Source organism: Agrobacterium sp. ST15.13.015 (assembly GCF_027871645.1).
Classification (GTDB): domain Bacteria; phylum Pseudomonadota; class Alphaproteobacteria; order Rhizobiales; family Rhizobiaceae; genus Agrobacterium; species Agrobacterium leguminum.
On sequence record NZ_JAQAHF010000001.1, the window covers coordinates 534,735 to 557,363 of the forward strand.

17 protein-coding genes are annotated in these 22,629 nt (G+C 60.3%); 8 read left to right on the forward strand and 9 right to left on the reverse strand.

The annotated features are described in order from the left end of the window. Positions 1 to 23 precede the first annotated feature (23 nt). Both glyS and PIB16_RS02625 read left to right on the forward strand, forming a co-directional pair. The gene (gene glyS, locus PIB16_RS02620) at positions 24 to 2,177 is read left to right on the forward strand and encodes a glycine--tRNA ligase subunit beta (protein ID WP_271044923.1); all 2,154 of its coding nucleotides are present in this window, start codon (positions 24 to 26) and stop codon (positions 2,175 to 2,177) included. Between the two features lie 229 nt (positions 2,178 to 2,406). Then, positions 2,407 to 2,898: a DUF523 domain-containing protein gene (locus tag PIB16_RS02625; protein ID WP_271044924.1), complete on the forward strand. Its 492-nt coding sequence runs from the start codon at positions 2,407 to 2,409 to the stop codon at positions 2,896 to 2,898. Between the two features lie 116 nt (positions 2,899 to 3,014). On the opposite strand, the gene PIB16_RS02630 is transcribed toward PIB16_RS02625, so the two are convergent. The 3 genes from PIB16_RS02630 to purD all read right to left on the reverse strand — a co-directional run bounded on the left by PIB16_RS02630 (position 3,015) and on the right by purD (position 7,103). Beyond that, the gene (locus tag PIB16_RS02630) at positions 3,015 to 4,838 is read right to left on the reverse strand and encodes a methyl-accepting chemotaxis protein (protein WP_271044925.1); all 1,824 of its coding nucleotides are present in this window, start codon (positions 4,836 to 4,838) and stop codon (positions 3,015 to 3,017) included. A 326-nt stretch (positions 4,839 to 5,164) separates the two neighbouring features. After that, positions 5,165 to 5,674 (reverse strand): plant virulence effector HPE1-like domain-containing protein, encoded by a 510-nt coding sequence (locus PIB16_RS02635; protein WP_065654400.1) that lies wholly within the window; start codon positions 5,672 to 5,674, stop codon positions 5,165 to 5,167. Between the two features lie 157 nt (positions 5,675 to 5,831). Beyond that, positions 5,832 to 7,103 carry a phosphoribosylamine--glycine ligase gene (gene purD / locus PIB16_RS02640; protein ID WP_271044926.1) on the reverse strand — a complete coding sequence of 424 codons (1,272 nt, stop codon included), beginning with the start codon at positions 7,101 to 7,103 and terminating at the stop codon, positions 5,832 to 5,834. A 213-nt stretch (positions 7,104 to 7,316) separates the two neighbouring features. On the opposite strand from purD, the gene PIB16_RS02645 reads away from it, so the two are divergent. The 4 genes from PIB16_RS02645 to ubiA all read left to right on the forward strand — a co-directional run bounded on the left by PIB16_RS02645 (position 7,317) and on the right by ubiA (position 13,024). Continuing rightward, entirely contained in the window at positions 7,317 to 9,635 is a 2,319-nt protein-coding gene (locus tag PIB16_RS02645) for a Tex family protein (RefSeq protein WP_142844002.1), read from the forward strand. Positions 9,636 to 9,803: 168 nt separating this feature from the next. Next, positions 9,804 to 11,060, forward strand: coding sequence for an SAM-dependent methyltransferase (locus tag PIB16_RS02650; RefSeq protein WP_174035660.1), 1,257 nt, complete (start codon positions 9,804 to 9,806; stop codon positions 11,058 to 11,060). 88 nt (positions 11,061 to 11,148) lie between these two features. Beyond that, positions 11,149 to 11,949, forward strand: coding sequence for a MipA/OmpV family protein (locus PIB16_RS02655; protein WP_031234593.1), 801 nt, complete (start codon positions 11,149 to 11,151; stop codon positions 11,947 to 11,949). A gap of 121 nt (positions 11,950 to 12,070) precedes the next feature. After that, complete coding sequence (gene ubiA / locus PIB16_RS02660; protein WP_059760697.1) at positions 12,071 to 13,024, forward strand: 4-hydroxybenzoate octaprenyltransferase; 954 nt, start codon at positions 12,071 to 12,073, stop codon at positions 13,022 to 13,024. Positions 13,025 to 13,101: 77 nt separating this feature from the next. On the opposite strand, the gene PIB16_RS02665 is transcribed toward ubiA, so the two are convergent. Next, positions 13,102 to 13,668: a DUF6101 family protein gene (locus PIB16_RS02665; protein WP_080855983.1), complete on the reverse strand. Its 567-nt coding sequence runs from the start codon at positions 13,666 to 13,668 to the stop codon at positions 13,102 to 13,104. A 366-nt stretch (positions 13,669 to 14,034) separates the two neighbouring features. Between PIB16_RS02665 and PIB16_RS02670 the strand changes: the two genes are divergently transcribed. Further along, complete coding sequence (locus PIB16_RS02670) at positions 14,035 to 16,473, forward strand: DUF1217 domain-containing protein (protein WP_271044927.1); 2,439 nt, start codon at positions 14,035 to 14,037, stop codon at positions 16,471 to 16,473. A 108-nt stretch (positions 16,474 to 16,581) separates the two neighbouring features. Here PIB16_RS02670 and PIB16_RS02675 read toward each other — a convergent pair whose 3' ends face one another. Then, entirely contained in the window at positions 16,582 to 17,532 is a 951-nt protein-coding gene (locus PIB16_RS02675; protein ID WP_004432791.1) for a LysR substrate-binding domain-containing protein, read from the reverse strand. A 203-nt stretch (positions 17,533 to 17,735) separates the two neighbouring features. Between PIB16_RS02675 and PIB16_RS02680 the strand changes: the two genes are divergently transcribed. Beyond that, on the forward strand, positions 17,736 to 18,029 hold the full coding sequence (locus PIB16_RS02680) for a DUF1127 domain-containing protein (protein ID WP_174035662.1): 294 nt from the start codon (positions 17,736 to 17,738) through the stop codon (positions 18,027 to 18,029). Positions 18,030 to 18,252: 223 nt separating this feature from the next. Here PIB16_RS02680 and PIB16_RS02685 read toward each other — a convergent pair whose 3' ends face one another. The 4 genes from PIB16_RS02685 to PIB16_RS02700 all read right to left on the reverse strand — a co-directional run bounded on the left by PIB16_RS02685 (position 18,253) and on the right by PIB16_RS02700 (position 22,608). Further along, positions 18,253 to 19,626, reverse strand: coding sequence for a glutamate--cysteine ligase (locus PIB16_RS02685; RefSeq protein WP_004432797.1), 1,374 nt, complete (start codon positions 19,624 to 19,626; stop codon positions 18,253 to 18,255). A 118-nt stretch (positions 19,627 to 19,744) separates the two neighbouring features. Next, positions 19,745 to 20,482: a 16S rRNA (uracil(1498)-N(3))-methyltransferase gene (locus PIB16_RS02690; RefSeq protein WP_174035664.1), complete on the reverse strand. Its 738-nt coding sequence runs from the start codon at positions 20,480 to 20,482 to the stop codon at positions 19,745 to 19,747. Between the two features lie 17 nt (positions 20,483 to 20,499). Further along, positions 20,500 to 22,005, reverse strand: a complete 1,506-nt coding sequence (locus PIB16_RS02695; protein WP_065654392.1) for an inorganic phosphate transporter — start codon at positions 22,003 to 22,005, stop codon at positions 20,500 to 20,502. 162 nt (positions 22,006 to 22,167) lie between these two features. Then, positions 22,168 to 22,608, reverse strand: coding sequence for an NUDIX hydrolase (locus PIB16_RS02700; RefSeq protein WP_065654391.1), 441 nt, complete (start codon positions 22,606 to 22,608; stop codon positions 22,168 to 22,170). Positions 22,609 to 22,629: the final 21 nt, after the last annotated feature.

Consider the following 22,629-nt stretch of genomic DNA (forward strand, 5'->3'; position numbering starts at 1 on the left):
CAACAGATTAAAGTCCTTATCCCATGCCCGATCTTCTGCTTGAACTTCGCTCCGAAGAAATCCCTGCCCGCATGCAGCGCAAGGCGGCGGGCGATCTGAAGAAACTCGTCACCGATGCCTTGGTGGAGAGAGGGCTGACCTATGAGGGTGCGCGCGAATATTGGACGCCGCGCCGCCTGACGCTGGATATTCGCGGCCTCAACGCCCGCTCCGCCGATGTGCGCGAGGAAAAGAAGGGCCCGCGCACCGACGCCAATGAAAAGGCCATCGAGGGCTTTCTGCGCGGCGCCGGCCTCAACGACATTTCGGAAGCGCAGGTCGTTTCCGATCCGAAGAAGGGCGATTTCTACATCGCCATCATCAACAAGCCCGGCCGCCCGGCGGAAGAGATCATCGCCGAGGTGATGCCTGGCATCATCCGCTCCTTCCCCTGGCCGAAATCCATGCGCTCCGGCCCCGCCTCCATGCCGAAGGGTTCGAGCTATGCCGGTATCGAAGGCAAGGGTTCGGAAAGCCTGCGCTGGGTGCGCCCGCTGCAATCCATCGTCTGCCTGTTCGGCCCCGAACATGACGAAACGCAGGTCATTCCTTTCGCCATCGACGGCATCGTCGCCGGAAACGTCACCTATGGCCATCGTTTCCATGCACCCGGCCCGATCACCGTGCGCCGTTTCGAGGATTATGTCTCGAGCCTCGAAAAGGCGAAGGTCGTTCTCGATGCCGAACGCCGCAAGGATATCATCCTGCACGACGCCAAGGATCTCGCTTTCGCCAACGGTCTTGAACTGGTGGAAGATGAAGGCCTGCTGGAAGAAGTCTCTGGCCTCGTCGAATGGCCGCAGGTTCTGATGGGCACCTTCGAGGAAGATTACCTGCAGATCCCGGCGGAAATCATTCGCCTCACCATCAAGACCAACCAGAAGTGTTTCGTCACCCGCAATCAGGGTGCGGAAGAGGGTCTTTCCAACCGCTTCATCCTGATCTCGAACATCGAGGCAAGCGACGGCGGCAAGGAAATCATCCACGGAAACGGCAAGGTCGTGCGCGCACGCCTGTCCGACGCCCGTCATTTCTGGACCCGTGACCAGGGCGATCTGCCTGATCTTGAGACGCTGAAGGACTCGGCCGCGAAATTCGGCCTCGACCTCAATAAGCCGCTCGACCAGCGCATGGCCAAGCTCGATGCGCTCAACGTGACCTTCCATGCAAAGCTCGGTACGCAGGGTGAGCGCGTCGCCCGTATTCGCGAACTGGCAAAGGCGCTGGCCCCGGTTGTCGGCGCCGATGCCGATCTGGTGGACCGCGCCGTTGTTCTGGCGAAAGCCGACCTGCGCACCGAAGCCGTCGGTGAATTCCCAGAGCTTCAGGGCCTGATGGGCCGCAAATATGCGACGCTGCAGGGCGAAAACGAAAGCGTGGCTGCCGCCATCGAAGACCATTACAAGCCGCAGGGTCCTTCCGACCGCCTGCCGGCCGACAAGGTGGCGATCACGGTCGCTCTGGCCGACAAGCTCGATACACTCGTTGGTTTCTGGGCCATCGACGAGAAGCCGACCGGTTCGAAGGACCCCTTCGCGCTGCGCCGTGCGGCGCTGGGTGTGGTCCGCATTCTGCTTGAGAAAAACGTGCGGCTTCCGCTGCTGAGCGTTGCGAAGGACCCGGACCTTCTCTCCTTCTTCCATGATCGCCTGAAGGTCTATCTGCGCGACCTCGGCGCGCGTTACGATCTGATCGACGCCGTTTTGACGCCGGAATCCGACGATCTGCTGATGATCGCCCGCCGTGTTGAGGCGCTCACCGCCTTCATCACCGGCGAGGATGGCCGCAACCTTCTGGCAGGCGCCAAGCGCGCCACCCAGCTTCTGGCTGCCGAGGAAAAGAAGGGCACCGTGGTGGCCGATGGCGTTTCGGAAGAGCTGTTGAAGCTCGATGCCGAAAAGGCGCTTTATGCGGCGATCAAGACCGCATCTGCCGACGCTGCGAAGGCTGTTGCGGGCGAGGATCTCCGCTCTGCCATGCAGGCGCTTTCGACGCTTCGTGCGCCGGTCGATAAGTTCTTTGAGGATGTGCTCGTTAATGACGAGGATGTCGCCATCCGTGCAAACCGTCTGGCGCTGCTGAAGGCTATTCGCGAAGCGACCGGAACAGTTGCGGATTTCTCGAAGATAACGGGGTGAGGGGTTTCGGGGTAGACGTACATGTCAGTGTGTGCGGTTCACCCCCCTCTGTCCTGCCGGACATCTCCCCCTCAAGGGGGGAGATCGACCCGTGGCAACCTCTCAGCCACATTGAACGTCTAGGGAAGAGCGGTGAGCATGCCCCTTGCCGATCTCCCCCCTTGAGGGGGAGATGCCCGGCAGGGCAGAGGGGGGTAAGCTGCGCCCGCGACCTTGCAGGATGACCCCATTGACCCACACCCCCAAAATCCTCATCAGCGCCTGCCTCCTCGGCCAACCGGTCCGCTATGACGGCAGAGGTAAACCCTTCGCCCACCCGGCGATAGACCGCTGGCGAAGCGAGGGCAGGCTGGTCACGATCTGTCCGGAGATGGCGGGCGGCATGCCCGTGCCGCGGCCGCAGGCGGAAATCGAAAATGGTGCCTCCGGTGTCGATGTGCTGGAGGGCCGCGCCCGTGTGCTGGAGGTCAGCGGTGGCGATGTCACGGTGCAATTTATCGCCGGCGCGGAAAGGGCGCTGGCCTTCGCCAGGGCCAATGGCTGCACATACGCGCTTCTGATTGACGGCAGCCCGTCCTGCGGGTCGGTTGCGATCTATGACGGTTCGTTTTCTGGCGTCAAACACGCGGGCAACGGGGTGACGGCGGCGCTGCTCGAAAAAGCCGGTATTGCCGTATTTTCACCTGCCGATATCGACCGGCTGGATGCGCTGACCCGTTAGAGTGTTTTGGCGCATTTCCGGACGGAAAACCGGGTTCCACTTTTCCTGGAAATGCTTGAAAAGAAAACGCCGGAGTTTCCCCCGGCGCCGGTGTTCATCGATGGTCCTGGGGCGTATCACCCCGCCATGCGCATCTGCTCTGCCATGCCATGAAGCTGGTGGCCGGAGGAGACGCGGAAGCCGCGGATGAGGTTCAGCAGTTCCTCGGTGTCCACGGCCAGCGCCTCCGCCGAAGCCGTGGTTTCTTCCGCCATCGCCGCATTGTGCTGGGTGGCGACATCCAGCTGGTTGAGCGACGAGGAGATCGAGCGCAGCGTCGTATCCTGTTCGGCGGCCGAATGGGCGATCTTACTGACGATCTCGTTTGCGGATTTGATCTGGTCCGAGATGCGTTTCAGCGCATCACCGGCCTCGCCGACGAGGCGCACGCCGTTTTCCACCTGGGCGGAAGAGCGGGCGATCTGGTCCTTGATCTCCTTGGCGGCGGCGGCGGATTTCTGCGCCAGTTCGCGCACTTCCTGCGCCACCACGGCAAAGCCCTTGCCGGCCTCACCGGCACGTGCCGCTTCCACACCGGCATTCAGCGCCAGAAGGTTGGTCTGGAAGGCGATGTCGTCGATTACGCCGATGATGTTGGAAATCTGGTCGGAAGACTGTTCGATACCGCTCATCGCGGTGATCGCCTCTTCCACCACCCGGTCGCTGCGGATGGCTTCGGAGCTGACGGTGGTGACGCGCTTGGCGGCGTCGGCCGCCCCTTCCGCCGTCTGGCGCACCGCAACCGTCAATTCATCGAGAGCGGCCGAGGTTTCTTCCAGATTGGCCGCCTGCCGTTCGGTGCGCTGCGAAAGCTCGTTGGAAGCCTTGCGGATTTCCTCCTTGGAGCCGCCGATGTCGATGCTCTTGGAATTCACCTTGGCCATGGCGGCGTCGAGATGGATCAGGGCCTCGTTAAAATTGGCGCGCAGCGCCGCGTAGCGATTACCGAGATCGCCGCAACGCACGGTCAGATCGCCGCCCGCCAGCTTTTCCAGCGCCTCGCCGATGGTGGTGACGACGCGCGCCTGCAATTCTGCCTCGTCGCGCTGCATGTCGAGATTGCTCTGGCGCTCCGCATTGAGCTGCCGCTGCTGTTCTTCCTCACGGCGCTGCATGGCATGGCGCTCGCGCACCTTGTCCTGAAGCGAGGCGGTGGCCTTCGCCATCATGCCCACCTCGTTGGTCAGGCCGGTATGGGGAATGGCGAGCGAGACGTTTTCATTGGCCACTTCACCAAGCGCACGGTGGATGTCGCCGAGCGGCTTTGAAATGCCACGGATGACGTAGAAGGCTGCGGCAAGCGCCAGCACGAAGATCAGCGCGCCGATCGACAGCGCCTTCATCACATCGCCGCGAACCTGCGCGTTCAGATCATCGATGTAAACGCCCGTCACGACCACCACCTGCCAGGGCTCAAAGGCAAGGGCATAGGAGCTCTTGGCGTAGTCATTGCCTTCCATGCCGGGCTTCGGACCGTAAAAATCCGTCTGGCCGCCGCCATTGCGGCCAAGCCGCACCAGCTCGTCACGATAGGCGAAACCCTTGCTGTCCGGCTTGCCCTTGAAGCTTTCGCCGACGCGCTTGGCATCGGGATGGAACTTCATCGTCACGTCGTAATCGTAACCAAACAGATAGCCGTCCGGCGTGAAGCGCATGGCGCTGACGGTGGCGTAAGCCTGTTTCATGGCCTCGTCGCGCGAAAGCGTTCCGGCCTTTTCCTTGTCGTGGAAGGATTGCAGGATAGAGATTGCCGATTGCACCTGCGTCCGCAGCATGCCGTAGCGTTCCTCATAGATCGCGTCGGTGGCGGATTTCAGCTGGTAAAACGTCGCCACGGCGAAGGCGGCCATCAGGGCCACCACGAGAACGATCAACTGACGGGAAATGGAAAGGTTCTTCATGGGCGCTCACAAGCGTTTGGGATCGCGCGCCTGAAAACGCCGCGCGGTACCGATGTTTCGGAGAAGGGAGAGGCGCATGATGCGCGATAAAAGGGCCCAAAAGCGCGTGTCCGCGCCGTGGCCTCATTCTGTGCTGCATCGCACTATAGACGCACTTAGCGGCTAAAAATTTGAATAAATATTTAATTAGCGAAAGCTTTATCAGGCCCGACAGGTAGAATATGCGGGAGAAAAAGCAATATTCCCCGCATGGTTGCGGCGCCATTTCGGGAATGCAGCGATGACGCGATTATTTGACCTTCGTCATGAAAGACGTCATCGGCCGGTCAATTGCCGCGCAATTGGAAATCCGGGAACTGGGGGGCGGCGATCACCGAGGCGCTGGCCGGTTCGGCTGCGTTTTCGGTGGAAATTTCCTTGACGGCTGCCGTGGTCGTCGTCACGTCGATACCGGCCGATGTCGAAACCGTCTCAGCGGGATGTGCCACGGGTTCTGCGTCGTCATAGGTCGCGATGGCCGTGCTCGGGGTTTCCGCCATCCATGCCGGATTGGTGCTGACGAAGGTAACGGGCGCGCCGCCAAGCCAGGCTTCGGTGCGCAGCAGGGTGCGCTTGCCGTCGACTTCGCGCATTTCCGTGTGCTGCGTGCCCGGCTCAATGGAGGGAACGGCGTAACCCTGCGCCACGGCTTTGCCCTTCATGGGCTTGCAGCCCGCGCAATCGCGACGAATGAAGCTGCCGTTGGCCACATGCACGCCGTTTATATATTCGATGGAAGACGCCATCGCCGACCCGCCGGTCAGCGCGACAATCGCTGTCAGAAAAAGACGACGCATCGAAAAACCCCCGAAATGACGGCGCGGCCTCGTGATCGAGACGCAATGCGCCCTTCAATGTTCCGGCGAGTATTACCGATGTTTCGTTTCCATCGGGTCAGCAAACTTGGTAAAAATTGAACGAAATATTCGCGCCCAATCCCGTTTGCCTTAAGGATCAGGCCTTTTCGCGCGCGACGGCCTGCCAGCCGATATCGCGGCGGCAGAAGCCGTTTTCCCACTCCACCTTGTCGGCCAACGCATAGGCGCGGGACTGCGCTTCCGTGACGGTCTTTCCAAGGGCGGTAACGTTCAGCACGCGTCCGCCCGTCGCCACCAGCCCGCCGTCCTTCAGCGCGGTTCCGGCATGGAACACCTTTGCCTCTTCGCTCGCCTCGGGAATATGGGCGATCGGCGTGTTCTTGTCATAAGCGCCGGGATAACCCTTCGAGGCGAGAACGACAGTCAGCGCCGCATCGTCGCGCCATTCCGCCTCAACCTTGTCCAGCGTGCCGGTGGCGGTGGCATAGAGGATCGGCAGCAGATCGCTTTTCAGGCGCATCATCAGCACCTGGCATTCGGGATCGCCGAAACGCACGTTATATTCGATGAGTTCAGGGCCCTTGGCGGTAATCATCAACCCGGCGAAGAACACGCCGGAGAAGGGATTGCCATCCTTGGCCATGCCCGAAATCGTCGGCTCGATGATTTCCTTCATGGTGCGCTCCACCATGGCCGGTGTCATCACAGGAGCGGGGGAATAGGCACCCATGCCGCCGGTGTTCGGGCCGGTGTCCCCATCGCCGACCCGTTTGTGATCCTGCGCGGTGGCGAGCGCCAGTGCGGTCTTGCCGTCGGAAAGGCAGAAGAAGCTGGCTTCCTCGCCATCGAGGAAGGCCTCCACCACCACTTCGGCGCCGGCCGCGCCGAAAGCGCCGTCGAAACAGTCGTCAATCGCGGCAAGCGCTTCCGCTTCCGTCATGGCCACGGTCACGCCCTTGCCTGCGGCAAGCCCGTCCGCCTTGATGACGATGGGAGCGCCCTGGTGACGAACATAATCCTTGGCCGGTTCGACGGTCTTGAAACGCTGGTAGGCGCCGGTCGGAATATCGTAGCGCGCGCAGAGATCCTTGGTGAAGCCCTTGGAGCCCTCAAGCTGGGCGGCGGCTTTCGAGGGGCCGAAGGTGGCGATGCCGGCGGCGCGCAGGTCATCCGCAAGACCCGCAACCAGCGGCGCTTCCGGACCGACGACGACGAAGTCGATTGCCTTTTCCTTGGCAAAGACGATGACGGCCGCATGGTCTTCCACGTTCAGCGCCACCAGCGTCGCATGGTCGGCAATGCCGGGATTGCCGGGGGCGGCATAAAGCTCATCGAGCAGGGGAGACTGGGCGATTTTCCACGCCAGCGCATGTTCGCGTCCGCCGGAACCGATCAACAGAACTTTCATGGTCAATATCCCTGCAAATTCGCCAGTAACCTTGTGTCAGGGGCGTTAAGGGCAGGGGGGCGAAAGGTCAAGGAGAAAGCGCCGCAAATGCCCGTCTTTCCCTTGAAGGCCGCCTTTCCTGTGGAATCGTTGCCGCCTCTTGTTGTCACGCCACAATCAGACATTATGTTCGCCGCTCCAGACGTGAAAGCAGAGAACCCCCAAGAGTCCCCTATGACCGCAGATAATGCCCGCCTCGCCTCGCTCATCGCCACCGAAATCAACGCCCGCCCCGATCAGGTAAAGGCGGCGGTGGCGCTGCTGGACGAGGGTGCAACCGTTCCCTTCATCGCCCGTTACCGCAAGGAAGTGACGGGAGGGCTGGACGACACCCAGCTTCGCACGCTTTCGGAACGTCTTGTCTATCTGCGCGAACTTAATGCGCGCCGCGCCTCCATCGTCGATTCCATCACCGGTCAGGGCAAGATGACCGATGAACTGATGGTCAAGATCATGCAGGCGGGCACCAAGGCGGAGCTGGAAGACCTCTATCTGCCCTATAAGCCGAAGCGCCGCACCCGTGCCGAAATCGCCCGCGAACGCGGTCTCGGCCCGCTGGCGGAAGCCATCTGGGAGAACCGCGCCGCCGATCCGGCGAAACTGGCGGAAGCTTATGTTCAGGGTGAGGTGGCCGATGTGAAGGCGGCACTGGAGGGCGCGCGCGACATCGTGGCGGAAACCATGACGGAAAATGCCGATCTGCTCGGCCGCCTGCGCGATTACATGCGCCAGAACGCCACCTTCCGCGCCAAAGTCGTGGATGGCAAGCAGGCGGCGGGTGAGAAATTCTCCGACTATTTCGATCATTTCGAGCGCTGGGCGACGGTGCCGGGCCACCGGGCGCTGGCCATGCTGCGCGGCTGGAACGAGGAAGTGCTGACGCTGACAATCGATGTCGATGCGGACGATCCCTCACCGGTCAAACCCGCACAGCGTACCATCGCCGCCGCCTTCGATATCCGCAATGCCGGCCCCGCCGATCAATGGCTGATGGAAGTGGCTGGCTGGACGTGGCGGGTGAAGCTTTCCATGTCGCTCTCGCTCGATCTGATGCGCGAATTGCGCGAGCGCGCAGAAGAAGAGGCGATCCATGTTTTCGCCCGCAATCTCAAGGATCTGCTGCTGGCAGCCCCCGCCGGTTCCCGCGCCACCATGGGGCTCGATCCGGGCATCCGCACCGGCGTCAAGGTGGCGGTGGTGGATGGCACCGGCAAGCTGCTTGATACCACGACGGTCTATCCCTTCCCGCCGAAGAACGATGTGCGCGGCACGCAGGCGGAACTTGCGGTCCTCATCCGCAAGCACAATGTTGAGCTGATCGCCATCGGCAATGGCACCGGCAGCCGCGAGACGGAAAAGCTGGTCGCCGATCTTCTGGCGCAGATGCCGGCTTCGGGGGCAAAGCCCACCAAGGTCATCGTCTCGGAGGCGGGCGCTTCGGTCTATTCCGCCTCGGAACGGGCCGCCGCCGAATTCCCCAATCTCGATGTCTCGCTGCGCGGCGCCGTCTCCATCGCCCGCCGCCTTCAGGACCCGCTGGCGGAACTGGTGAAGATCGAGCCGAAATCCATCGGTGTCGGTCAGTACCAGCATGACGTCGATCAGGGCCGTCTCAGCCGCTCGCTCGATGCTGTGGTGGAAGATGCGGTGAACGCCGTCGGCGTCGATCTCAATACCGCCTCTTCGCCGCTTCTGGCGCGGGTGTCCGGTCTTGGCAGCTCGATTGCCGATGCCATCGTCGCCCATCGCGACCAGACCGGCCCCTTCGCCAGCCGCAAGGAATTGCTGAAGGTACCGCGCCTCGGCCAGCGCACCTTCGAACAATGCGCCGGCTTCCTGCGCATCCCGAACGGCAAGGAGCCGCTGGATGCTTCCTCGGTTCACCCGGAAGCCTATGGCGTGGCAAAAAAAATCGTTGCCGCCTGCGGCCGCGATTTGCGCTCGCTGATGGGCGACAGCGCCGCGTTGAAGGCGCTCGATCCGAAGAAGTTCATCGACGAGCAATTCGGCCTGCCGACGGTAAAAGACATCATCGCCGAACTGGAAAAGCCCGGCCGCGACCCGCGCCCGAGCTTCAAGACCGCGACCTTCGCCGAGGGTGTGGACGAGATCACCGATCTGAAACCGGGCATGCTTTTGGAAGGCACCGTCACCAATGTCGCCGCCTTCGGCGCTTTCGTGGATATCGGCGTGCATCAGGACGGGCTGGTGCATGTCTCGCAGCTGGCCGATCGTTTCGTGAAGGATCCGCATGAGGTCGTGAAGGCGGGCGATGTCGTCAAGGTGCGTGTCGTGGAAGTGGATGTGAAGCGCAAGCGCATCGGTCTCACCATGCGCAAGGATGGCGGCGAGGCAGCGCCGCAGCCGATGCGCGAGAAGGGCAATGCCAGCGCCATGCGGCACGCGACATCCAAGCCGAAGGAGCGCAACGAGGGGTCGCAAACCGGTGGTGCGCTTGCCGCCGCTCTGGCTGAAGCCATGAAGCGACGCTGACCTGCGGTTGAAATGATTTTTTACCAAAAAGCCTCGCCGCACACCCCGGCGGGGCTTTTTGCTTGATGAAATCGTTCAATTTTTTTGAAATAAGACTATCTTGAAACTTGTGCCGAAAGGAATACGGTCAGCGAAATTGATAAGTGAGACTTAGCAATTGGGGGTGCCATGGCGTCGTCTCTGCATGTTCTTCTCGAAAAGATAATCAAGACCGGTGATCTCACCGTCAACAGCCCGGGCGGCAGCCGCACATTCGGCAACGGCGCGGGAAAAAAGGTGGTTCTGGACTTCACCGACGAAGCCGCCATGCAGGAGATCGCCGCCGATCCGGCGCTAAAGCTGGCTGAAATGTATATGGAAGGCCGGGCGAAGGTCGCGGAAGGCGACATCTACGATTTCCTTGCACTGGTGAAGGGCAATACGCTGAGTGAGGCGCTGTCCTTCGGCATGATCTGGCGCGGCATGGCGCGCATCATCGCCGCCCGCATCAAGATGCATCTGCCGGTCAACCACAACAAGAGCAACGTCGCCCATCATTACGATCTGAGCGCCAAGCTGTTCGATCTCTTCCTCGATGAGGACTGGCAATATTCCTGCGCCTATTTCAATCCGCCCGGCATCAGTCTCTATGAAGCGCAGGTCGCGAAAAAACGGCACATAGCCGCCAAGCTGATGACCGAGCCGGGCCAGAGCGTGTTGGAAATCGGCTCCGGCTGGGGCGGCATGGCGATGTATATTGCCGAAAGCGCCGGTGCGGATGTGACCGGCATTACGCTCAGCGAAGAACAGCTGCGCGTTTCCCGCGACCGCGCCGCCAAACGGGGCCTTGCGGCAAATGTCCGTTTCGAATTGCAGGACTATCGCTACCTGCCGGCTTCGAAAAAATACGATCGCATCGTCTCCGTCGGCATGTTCGAACATGTCGGGCCGACCCATTATCGCGATTATTTCGACAAGGTGGCGGAGGTGCTGGACGATAAGGGCGTGATGGTGCTGCATTCCATCGGCCAGCCCTATCCGGCGCTGGCGACCAACCCCTTCATCGAAAAATATATTTTCCCCGGCGGGTATATTCCCTCGCTTGCCGAGGTGCTGCCGGCCATCGAAAAATCGCGGCTGCTGGTGAAGGATATCGAAATCCTGCCCATGCATTACGCCCATACGCTTCGCCACTGGCGGGAGCGTTTCGTGGCGCGCAGGGCAGAAGCGGTAGCGCTTTATGACGAACGCTTCTTCCGCATGTGGGAATTTTATCTGGCGGGGTCGGAAATGGCCTTTACCCACGAAAACTTCCACATTTTCCAGATCCAGATCGCCAAGGATCGCGATGCCGTGCCGCATAGTCGCGACTACATTGCGCAGAACGAAGCGAAGCTGCTGGAATTCGAGAAGACGCGCACGCCGCTGGAGAAGGTGACGTTCTGACGAGGGCCCAGTGACGGTTAATGGAATGGAAAGACAATCCCTCTAATTCTACGGACACCTGTCTGTATTGCGTTTCTGGGGTTCTTTCATGTTCAAGCCATCAGCGGCAGCCGCCGCCTGTGTCCTGTCGCTTTTTGCCGTGGGCAATGCCCATGCGGAAGGCTGGTTTTCCGGCGACTGGTATCTGAAGCTCGGCGGCGCGGGTTTTACCGCACCGAAATATCAGGGCGACAACAAGAATGAATTCGGCTTTTCGCCCATCATTTCGCTCGGCCGCCAGGGCCAGGGCGCGCGTTTCACCTCGCGTAACGACAGCGCCTCGATTTCGCTTCTGGACAATGGCCCGATCAGCATGGGTCTTGCCGGAAAGCTGGTATCCCCGCGTGACGAGGGCGACTCGTCCGATCTGAAGGGCATGACCCGCATCAAGCGCGGCGGCGAGCTTGGCGGTTTCGCTGAGGCCTATCCGACCGACTGGCTGCGCGTTCGCGGCGAAGTCCGTCAGGGCATTCGCAGCCATAGCGGCGTGGTCGGAGATGTTGCCGTCGATGCCTTCACCGATATCGCCCCCGGCATCCAGATTTCTGCCGGTCCGCGCGCGACATGGGTGAGCAGCAAATACAATGAGCGTTATTACGGCGTAAGCGCCGCGCAGACGGCTGCCGGCGCGCCATCGCCCTATAGCCCGGGCGGCGGCCTGCATTCCGCCGGCATCGGCGCTGCCATCACCTGGAAAGTCACCGAAAACGCCGAAGTCGGCTCGTTTGCGGAATATCGCCGCCTGACCGGTGACGCCGCCGACAGTTCGCTAGTGCGCGAGCGCGGCTCGAAGAACCAGTTCATCATCGGCGTTCAGGCGAGCTACAAGTTCAATTTCTCGCTGCCCTGATAAATAGCCGAGATATCGTCCTGCAAAGCCCCGTGGCGAAACCGCTGCGGGGCTTTTCCGCGTGTGCGGCCGGGTGCTGAAATCCATTCCGATTTTCCTGCCGATGCTGTAGAACCATCCCATGGTTCACCACAGCGATTTGTCAGATCGCGTCTCCGACGCGCCATCCAATAATTGGGTCTATCGGATTTTGCCGAGGCCCCTCTGGCCCTATGCGCAACTGGCCCGGTGGGATCGCCCCATCGGCTGGCAATTGCTGATGTGGCCATGTTTCTGGTCCGCAGCCCTTGCGGCAAATGTCGCGATGGCGAGCGGCGGCTTTTCCTGGGCGACGCTGATCTGGCATCTGGTGCTGTTCTTCATCGGATCGGTGGCGATGCGCGGCGCGGGCTGCACCTATAATGATCTGGCCGACCACAAGATCGACATGGCCGTGGCGCGCACCCGTTCGCGGCCGCTGCCTTCCGGCCGCGTGAGCCGGTCGCAGGCCAAGCTCTTCATCGTCCTGCAGGCGCTTGCGGGGCTTGTCGTGCTCCTGCAGTTCAACAGTTTCGCAATCGCCACCGGCATATTCTCGCTGATCTTCGTGGCGATCTATCCCTTCGCCAAGCGCTTCACCAACTGGCCGCAATTTTTCCTCGGCCTTGCCTTTTCCTGGGGTGCGCCGATGGGCTGGGCGGGACAGTTCGGATCGATCGCCTGGCCGGCTGTCCTGCTTTATGTCGGCTCCATCGCCTGGACGATCGGTTATGATACAATCTACGCCCATCAGGACAAGGAAGACGACACCGCCGTGGGCATCGGTTCAACCGCCCTGCTGTTTGGCGAGAATACACATCGCTGGCTGGTTTTCCTTTATGGCACAGCCCTTGTCATGATGTTCCTGTCGTTCTGGATCGCGGGGGTTAACGTCATTGCCTATAGCGGCCTTGCCGCTGCGGCCATCATGCTGTTCCGGCAGGTCTGGGTGCTTAATATCGACGACGTCGATCAGTGCCTCGTGCTGTTCAAATCCAACAACCGCGTCGGCGTGCTGATTTTCGCAGGCCTCATCCTGCCGCTCCTGCTGGCGTAAGCCTGTGAAAACACGAAATGAAAAAGCCCGGCCGCGTCATCCGCGCCGGGCTTTTTGATTTGTCTGGCTGAAGATTATCAGCTGCGGGCGATGATTTCCTTGCCCTCGATCTTCATGCTCATGCCCAGCGAACCGGTGGAGCGGCGAACGAGGAAGCGGGGACGGCGGTCCGCGAAATAGGAATGGCGGCGGCGCGGGCGGGTATTCTGGGTGCGCACCTTGCCGAGATGTTCTTCCAGCGGACGGGCGACGCCATCGGCTTCCACCATCAGCATGGGAATACGGTAGGCCTCGGACCAGCTGCGCCAGTCGGCGGCGATATCGCAGAGATCGTGGGCGACGAGAAGCGGAACGCAGAGATCCGGATCGTCATGGTGCAGCTCCAGCGTCACCGTTACCTGTCCGTCGCCATGGTCGATGGCGCGGGCGGCAACGCCCTTGAAGGCGCGGGCTGGCAAAGCGAAGGACAGAGGCAGGCCGGAAGAGGAAAGAACCTTTCTCAGAACGGCGCCCCGTTCATCGAGGGTGACGGCGACATCGCTCGCGCCGTTGCCTTTTCCATAAGTGACCTGTTGCGGAAAACGTGCCGGGTCGAGTCTGAGAGTGGCGACGGCCCAGTCGGGCTTCAGAACGGTCTTGGTCATGTTTATTCTACCCTTGTTTTACCTGAGAGCCGGTTTCCGGTCTTCTCATCGGGACTTTTCGTCCTCTGATGTCGGGAGAATATCCGCCGCCTGTTCGAGACTGCTTAAAAATCGCGGTTAAGAAAACTTTGCATTCCCAAATGGTTAGCAAAACACACTGTGGCATGGTTTCGCTTAGGTAAAAGAGATCGGGACAATGCGGTTTTTATCCCGGCCGAAATTGTGCTCTTTCAAGCTCCGGGCAAGGCGTCTCCCGCACAGTCAGGCAAAGGCTTGCCGTGCGTCCCGATGGAGGCGCGATGGGTGGATTGAAAACCGGAGCATTCGGCGTCTGAAGCGACGCGCGGGTCTCCAAGGGGCATTCGGATGGTATCGACTTATCTCAGCTACGACCTGATCAACCGCGATATGAAGGCAAGCCTGTCGCGCGTGTCGCAGCAGGGGCTCATCGAGCGGCAGACGACATATTACAAGGAAAACATCGGCAATGTGAAAAGCGTCGATGAGTTCCTCGACAATTACCAGCTCTATTCCTATGCCATGGATGCCTTTGGTCTCGGCGAGATGACCTATGCCAAGGCCTTCATGAAAAAGGTGCTGGAAAGCGATCTGAACGACCAGAACAGCTTCGCCAACAAGCTCACCGATGAGCGGTATCGGGAATTTGCCGCAGCCTTCAACTTCACCACATCGACGAAGACCGTTCAGACGGAAGCGCAGCTCGACAAGATGATCGGGCTTTACGATACGTCGATAACCGATCTCGATGACAGCCTTGCGGAAGAGACCCGTTATTACAAGGCGATCGTCGGCACGGTGACCAATGTCGACCAGCTGCTGCGCAACGACCGCACCCGCGCCTATATCTTTCAGGTCTTCGGCATCGATGAGAAGACCTATTCCTATGCCCATATCAAGGGATTGATGACGAGCGACATCAACGATCCCGACAGCTACATCAACCAGAAATACGGCGCGGCCTATAATGACGCGGTCGAAAAACTGACGATGAAGGGCAATATCGAACTGCACGCGCAGGTCACCGCCCGGATTACCGCAATCGACACCGAACTCGCCGGCACCGGTTTGACGGCCGAGGAGCGCACGGCGCTGGAGGCGGAAAAGGTGACGCGCCAGGACCAGCTGACCCAGCTCGAGGCGGTGTTGCCGCCGCAGGATGAGTGGGAAGCGAAGCTCGCCGCCATCAAGGCCGAGCAGACGACGCTCACCAGCACCGTGACGCAATATAACAAGATGGCGCAGCTCGCCACCGCCTTCGAGTTCAAGAACGACGGCACGGTGACCGCCGGTCAAGCGCAGACGGCGGATAATCTCAAGGCCCTGACGGATGCCTATATCGGCAGCGCCCCGCGCGTGACGCCGACCGTCGCCACGCTGAACCGCGATTATTTCGAATCGAAGATCGGTTCGATCAAGACGGTAACCGAACTGACGTCGGATACCCGGCTTCTCAACTATATCAGGACGGCCTTCGACCTGAACGACCTCACAGTCGTCACGGCAACGATCCAGAATATCCTGACCAGCGATCTGAGCGATCCGAGCAACTACATCGCGACCGTTGGCAAGAATGACAAGCGTTATATTGCCTTGAGAAATGCCTTCAATTTCCAGACCGACGGAACGCTGGCAGCCGGCACGACACCACAGACGACGGCACAGACCGCGACCACCACCAGCGGTTATATGACCTATTATAACGACAAGGATGATGCCGCCGACGAGAAGGCGCTGAAGCTGTTCAAGAGCGATATAGCCAGCGTCACATCCGTCAAGGATTTCATCGACAGCAGCGCGGTCTATACCTATGCGCTGAAAGCCGTCGGCCTCGATCCGGCCAAGGTGAATTCTGCCGATATTCGCAAGGTGCTCACCAGCGATCTGCAGGATAAAAAGAGCTTCGTCTACACGCTGAAAGACGAGCGTTATGTCAAGCTGGCGGAGCTGTTCAATTTCGCCTCCGATGGCAGCGTCGGAACACCGGTTCTGGCGCAGTCGGAAATCGAGATGCAGACCATGTCGGCCGACTACATCAAGAAAAAATCGGCTTTCGGCACGGAAAAGGACAAGGAAACGGCGAAGAAGGAATCGGAATATTTCACGGCCGAGATGCAGAAGATCAAGACGCTCAAGGAATTCCTGAGCGATGATCGCCTGACGAAATTCGCGATGGAATCGCTCGGCATCGATCCCGAAAGCGTGACGAAGGAACAGCTCGAAAAGGCCTTCACCTCGAAGCTCGATGACAAGGACAGTTACGTCAACAAGGAGATGGATCCGGTCTTCCGCCGCCTCGTCACCGCCTTCAACTTCAATACCGACGGTACGCTTCTTCACGAGGACCGCAGCCTGATCCAGACGCGGCGCGGCCTTTACAAGACGCTGGACAACTACCTCACCCAGACGCTGGAAACGCAGGCGGGCGAAGAAAATGCCGGTGTGCGCCTGGCGCTCTATTTCCAGCGCATGGCGGCCGGAACGACGTCCTATTACTCGATCCTCGCCGACACGGCGCTCCAGAGCTTCATCAACACCACTTTCGGGATTCCGGACGAACTCGCCAATGCCGAGGTCGATACGCAGGTGACGATGATGAAGAAATATTTCGACATCGAGGATTTTCAGGATCCGGAAAAGGTCAAGAAGCTGGTCGCCCGTTTCACCATCATGTACGACAATCAGCAGAACACCACCGATCCGATCATGACGCTCTTCAACGGCAGTGGTTCGGTGGGCATCAGCGCCGATACGCTGCTGGCGGTTGCCACGCTGCGGGCGCGGTAACAGAGAAAGCGCGGACGAGCGACGGGAGGAGCGGGGTTAGCCGGCTTGAGGCTGATGACAAAGCCTCACGCATAGGCGACGCCATCCCCGGGTATTTGTACTATCCTCTTACCACCCCGGCAGCATGTGCCCGGCGCGCAGGCGTGGCATCTTGGGGTAGGTCTTCACATCGCTGTCCATTTCGTCGGCAACGCTCATCGGCGAGATATTGTCGAGGCAGGCAGTGATGTGGTCGGTGATGGCGTTCACCAGCGAAGGGGAGAGGCCGGGCCGTTTCATCAGGCCGATCTGCACCGGCGGCAGGGGCGGGAAGCCGTCCGCGGCGGTCAGAACCTTCATGCCGGTGCGCAGCGCCGATTCCGGCAGCACCGAGACGGCCATGCCCGCCAGCACGGCGGCGGCGACGACGGTGGAAGACCAGCTCGTGAACAGGACCTGATAGTCACGCCCATCGGCATCGAGTGCCGAACAGGCAAGCTGGCGCCAGTGGCAATCGCGCCGCCCGACGGCGAGCGGCACGGGTGCATCGTCCTTCAGCGGATGGTTGGCGGAAGCGACCCAGCAGAGCGGTTCGGTGCGCACCACATCCGAGGAGCGCGCGCGCGGATTATGGGTGACGAGCGCGATATCCAGCTCGCCGCGCGCCATTTTTTCGGCAAGGCTGACCGAAGGTTCGCAGACGATATAAAGCTCGACATTGGGATGGGTCTTGGCGAAGCGCCCGATAATCTCCGGCATGTAGCGGTCGGCATAGTCATCGGGCGTGCCGATGCGCAGCATGCCTTCCAGCCGGTTGTCGTCGAAGGCGGCGATTGCCTCGTTATTGAGGCGGATGATGCGGCGGGCGTAATTCATCAGCTTCTCGCCCTCCGCCGTCAGGCGGTTGCCACGCCCGTCCTTGGCGAAAAGCTGCTTGCCGATCCGTTCTTCCAGCCGTCGCATCTGCATGGAAACGGCGGATTGCGTCTTGAAAACGCGGTCTGCGGCCTTGGTGAAGCTGCCCGTATCGACGATGGCGATGAAGGTATGCAGCTGATCTATGTCGAGAGGTGCGGACATGGATGGTCATCCATCAGAATGATTGATGCCTCACATTAGAAACATTCGTTGGACTGATCAATAGTCTTGCGACATTTTGACACCCAGCAAATCAATATCAACCCCGGGCCGGTGAAACGTCAGGCCCTCAACCCGAGGCAGCTTCTCGCGCGTGGTGCGCCGGGGGCGGTGCCGCATCGTGCCGTTACGAGAGGATAAGTGTCATGCGCACGGCAGAACGGAGAATGGAACTGGAACTCGCAACCTCCAGGCAGAACGATACGCTTCGTCGTGTCGCCAGCCTCTTTGCTTTCCGCGTCAAAACGTTCTTGCAGCGCATCTACAATCGTATCGTGGCCAATGGTCTCACGGAACTCGATGACCGCCTTCTGGCCGATATCGGTCTGGCGCGCTCGGATGTGAGGGATGCGCTCAATACCGGCCTGCTCGAGGATCCGACCGCGCATCTGACCCGCGCCGCACGCAACCGCGCGGTGACCCGGTTCAAGACCGTTTAAAGCATTTCGAGGAAAAGCGGGCCCCGGTTTTCCGTCCGGAAATGCGCCAAAACGTTCCAGAATGTTCGGGCAATTCCGGCAGACCTCCAGCCGCCGGAATTGCTTTCGAACGGAAAAGTTTTCCCCGCAGGGTGATTTGCCAATAGCCCTGCCTTTGCCCGGTGTCAGGCCCCTCAGCCGCGCCGGGCTTTTTTAATGGCGTCGCAATTTTAGCGGCACTGCCTCAATACTGATATTCTTCGAACACCGGCAGCACGGAGCCACCCCAGCGACCGTTGTAAAGCGCAAGCAGGTCTTCGGCGAGCGTGGTCTTCTTGGCAAGAACTTCATCCAGCGACGACAGGAACACGGTCTCGTCCTGGCCTTCGCCGTTCAGGCGCTTGCGGTTTTTGAGGCCGGTGCGGGAAATGTCGAGCACCTCGCGGGCGAGACCGAGAAGCGGCTTGCCGGCGATCTCGGCGGAAAGACCCTTGGCCGGAACGGCATCGCGAAGGGCGATGACCTCGTCGAAGCTCCAGCCGGCGGTCAGCGCATCGGCAGCGGTCAGCGCCTCGTCATCGTAAAGAAGGCCGACCCAGAAAGCGGGAAGGGCGCAGATGCGTCTCCACGGGCCGCCATCCGCACCGCGCATTTCCAGAAAGCGCTTCAGGCGCACATCCGGGAACAGGGTGGAAAGATGGTTCGTCCAGTCACCCATGGTCGGCTGCCAGTCGGCGATTTCACCCTTCAGCGCACCGTTCATGAACTGGCGGAAAGTGACATGGGTGCAATCATGATATTTGCCGTCGCGCACGATGAAATACATCGGCACGTCGAGCGCCCATTCCACATAGTCCTTGAAGCCGAAGTCATCGCTGAAGGTGAAGGGCAGCACGCCCGAGCGGCGATTGTCGGTGTCGCGCCAGATATCGCCGCGCCAGGAAAGAAGACCGTTCGGCTTGCCTTCGGTGAAGGGCGAGGAGGCGAAGAGCGCCGTTGCCAGCGATTGCAGCTTCATGGAAACGCGCATCTTCCGGCGCATGTCCGCTTCGGAGGAGAAATCGAGGTTAACCTGAATGGTGCAGGTGCGGTACATCATGTCGAGACCCTTGGTCCCGACCTTCGGCATATAGCGCGTCATGATCGCATAACGCGATTTCGGCATGCGCGGCGTTTCGTCGTAGCTCCACAGCGGGCTACCGCCGATGCCGAGGAAACGGATGCCCATCGGCTCGGCCACTTCGCGCAGCGTCGCCAGATGCTGGTTGGATTCCTTGCAGGTCTGGTGCAGGTTTTCGAGCGGCGCGCCCGACAGCTCGAACTGGCCGCCCGGCTCGATGGAAATGGCGCCCATGCCGTGCTGCTCGCCAAGGCCGATGATGTTTCCGCCGTCCATGATCGGCTCCCAGCCGAGCTTTTCCTGCATGCCCTTCAAAAGTGCTGAAATGCTGGCTTCGCCGAAATAGGGAACGGGACTGTTATCCTCGCGGAAAAACGCGAATTTTTCATGTTCGGTGCCGATGCGGAAGTCGGCTTCAGCTTTGCAACCGCCCGCCAGATAATCTGTAAGCTCCGTGACGGAGGAGAGGGGGGTCTGGTCGGTCGTGTCGCGTGCCATGGCTTACCTTGTTATGACGTCTCTGTTGCGGCGAGGCATATGATTGGCAGATAGGGCCGGATCGTATCCGGAGGCAAATGAATTTCTTTTAAAGATGCATGAAGCGCAATGGGGCCATTCAATTCCAGTCGCCGATCGCCGCCTGAATGACCGCGAGCGCAGCGACGGCGGCCGTATCGGCCCTCAGGATACGCGGCCCCAACGGAATGGGGGTAACGAAGGCAAGGCCGCGCAGAAGCTCCCTTTCTTCCTCGGAAAATCCGCCTTCCGGGCCGACCAGCAGGGCAAGTTTGCGCTCCGTGACGGCTTGCAGGATCGGCAGCGGATTTTGCCCCGCATCGCCTTCGTCGCAATAGATGATGCGCCGGTCGTGGGGCCAGGTTTCGAGCATATCCCTCAGTTTCACCGGCTCGGCCACCTCGGGCAGGGACAGTATGCCGCACTGCTCGGCGGCTTCGATGGCGTTGGCGCGCAGTTTTTCGGTATTGTGGATCTTGCCCTGAACATGCTGCGTCATCACCGGCTGCAACAGGCCGGCGCCCATCTCCACCGCCTTCTGCACCAGATAATCCATGCGCCCGACTTTCAGCGGCGCGAAAAGATAATGCAGGTCCGGGGCGTTCGGCTGGGGCCGTGTCTGCTCGAGGGGGACGAGCACGATCTTCTTGCGGCTCGGAAAGGCAAGTTTCGCTTTCCATTCGCCATCGCGACCGTTGAACAGCAGGATTTCCGCACCGTCGGTCATGCGCAGCACATTGGCGAGATAGTTGAACTGTTCCCCCGTCGCCTCCTGCGCGACGCCTTCGACAAGGCTGGCTTCGATATACAGGCGTTGCATCCGGAAATTGGCGCGCATGGGATTCTGTTTCTGGTTCAGAGAAAGAGGGACGACATGAGCCAGTAAAGCAGCGCCGCAAGCGCTGCACTGGAAGGAACGGTGACCAGCCAGGCGGCGATGATCGTCATGAAGTGGGAGCGGCGGACGAGATAACGGCGGCGTATCTCGGAAGGATTGTCGGCATATCTTTCGGACCGGCGGGGCCTGCCGTCACCAGCCTGAACGAGCTCCTGCCGTCGCCGCGACGATTGCGTGTACCATTCGCGGAAGAAACCCACTCCAAACACCGCGCCGATTGCCGTGTGGGTGGTGCTGACCGGCAGGCCGAAGCGTGAGGCAACGAGCACGGTGAGCGCCGTGGCCACGGAAACGCAGAAGGCGCGCATCGGATTGAGCTTGGTGATCTGCTCGCCGACGAGACGGATGAGGCGCGGGCCATAAAGAAGAATACCGCAGGAAAGCCCGAAGGCACCGACCAGCATTACCCACATCGGTGCGCGGGCGGATGTGCTCACCGCCTCGTCATGCAGGGCCCGCACGATGGCAACAACGGGCCCGATGGCATTCGAAACGTCGTTCGCCCCATGGGCGAAAGACATAAGGCCGGCGGCGAGAACCAGCGGCCACTGGAACAGGATTCGAAGCGACTGGTTGCGGTTTTCCAATCCTTCCGATTGTTTGCGGATGATCGGCACGCAGAGCCGCCAGACCACGAGCCCGGTCACCAGCCCAGTGAGGCTGGCATGGCCAAGCGACACATGCATGAGCTGCCGCAATCCCACCCAGATGAGATAGGCCATAAAGACGCCCGCCATCAAACCGATGAGAACCGGAACCCACAGTCGGGCGGAGGTGAGCTTGTCCTCGCGGTAAATGATGAATTCCTTGATGAAAGCAAGGATGGCGACGGCGATGATGGCGCTGATAAAGGGTGCCAGAACCCATGCGAAGGCAATGCTGCCGAGCGAAATCCAGTCGACCGCCTTCGCCCCATAGGCGGCCATTCCCGCGCCCGCAACCCCGCCCACCACCGTATGGGTGGTGGAAATCGGCGCCTTGGTCCATGTCGAGATATTGACGAGAAGGCCGGCGGCGAGAAGCGCCGACAGCATTGCCCATGAAAAGGCGGTCCTGTCGGGAATTGTCTCGATATTGATGATGCCGCTGGAGATGGTCTCGACCACATTGCCGCCGGTGATCAGCGCGCCGGCAATCTCGCAGATGGCGGCGATGATGAGGGCGGCGGCAAGCGGCATGGCTTTGGCCCCAACCGCCGGGCCGACATTGTTCGTGACGTCATTCGCGCCGATATTGATAGCCATATAGGCGCCGATGGCGACGGCGGCGATGATGATGACCGAACCCGCGGTGCCGGTGACGAAGACGCCGGCGAAGATGGCCGCCAGGACAACGAACATGAACCCCGCGCCAAGGCCGGCAAGCTGCTGCGTGACATGCAGCGTCGCCTCTTCGACACGGGTAATCTTGTCGAGATCCTTGTCGAGCGTCGGTTTCATATTCGATGGCGGCTTGATTGCCATTCAGACCTCGTTTGCCAGCATTCCCTTTCGTCCGGCAGTGTCGCAGGTTGAAGGCAATTTTACAGAAAGACTGTTACATCTCGCACATCTTTCCAAAAGGAAAGACGATAAAAGCCATGTTGGAAAAACAAACTGCACATTGCCACGTTCGGGGCGGGCGCGCTATTTCGAATGCGTCATCCGTTTGTCGAAAGCGTGCATCAGTGCTTTCAATTCCGGCTCGTTGACGCGTTTTCCCGCTTCCTGGGGACTGACCCATTCCAGCCGTCTGGATTGCTTTTCGGGAAAGCTTTCCTGCATCTCCGAAACTTCGAGCAGATGCACCTGAACCCTGCACGGTACGTTGACGCCGCTGTTCAGCTTTTTCTCATATTCGTAATAACCGAAGGGCGCCTTTTCCACCGTGCCTTTGACACCGGCTTCCTCATAGGCTTCCTGCTCGGCCACCGCATGGGCCTTCTTGTTGGCCATGGGCCAGCCCTTGGGAATGACCCAGCGTCCCGTATCCCGGCTGGTCAGCAGCAACACTTCCGGCTCCGGATTCTTCTTGGACAATCGATAGCACAGCGCCGCATATTGCTGTCGCGGCGGTCTGCGCAACATCAAGCCAACATCTGTCGCCAA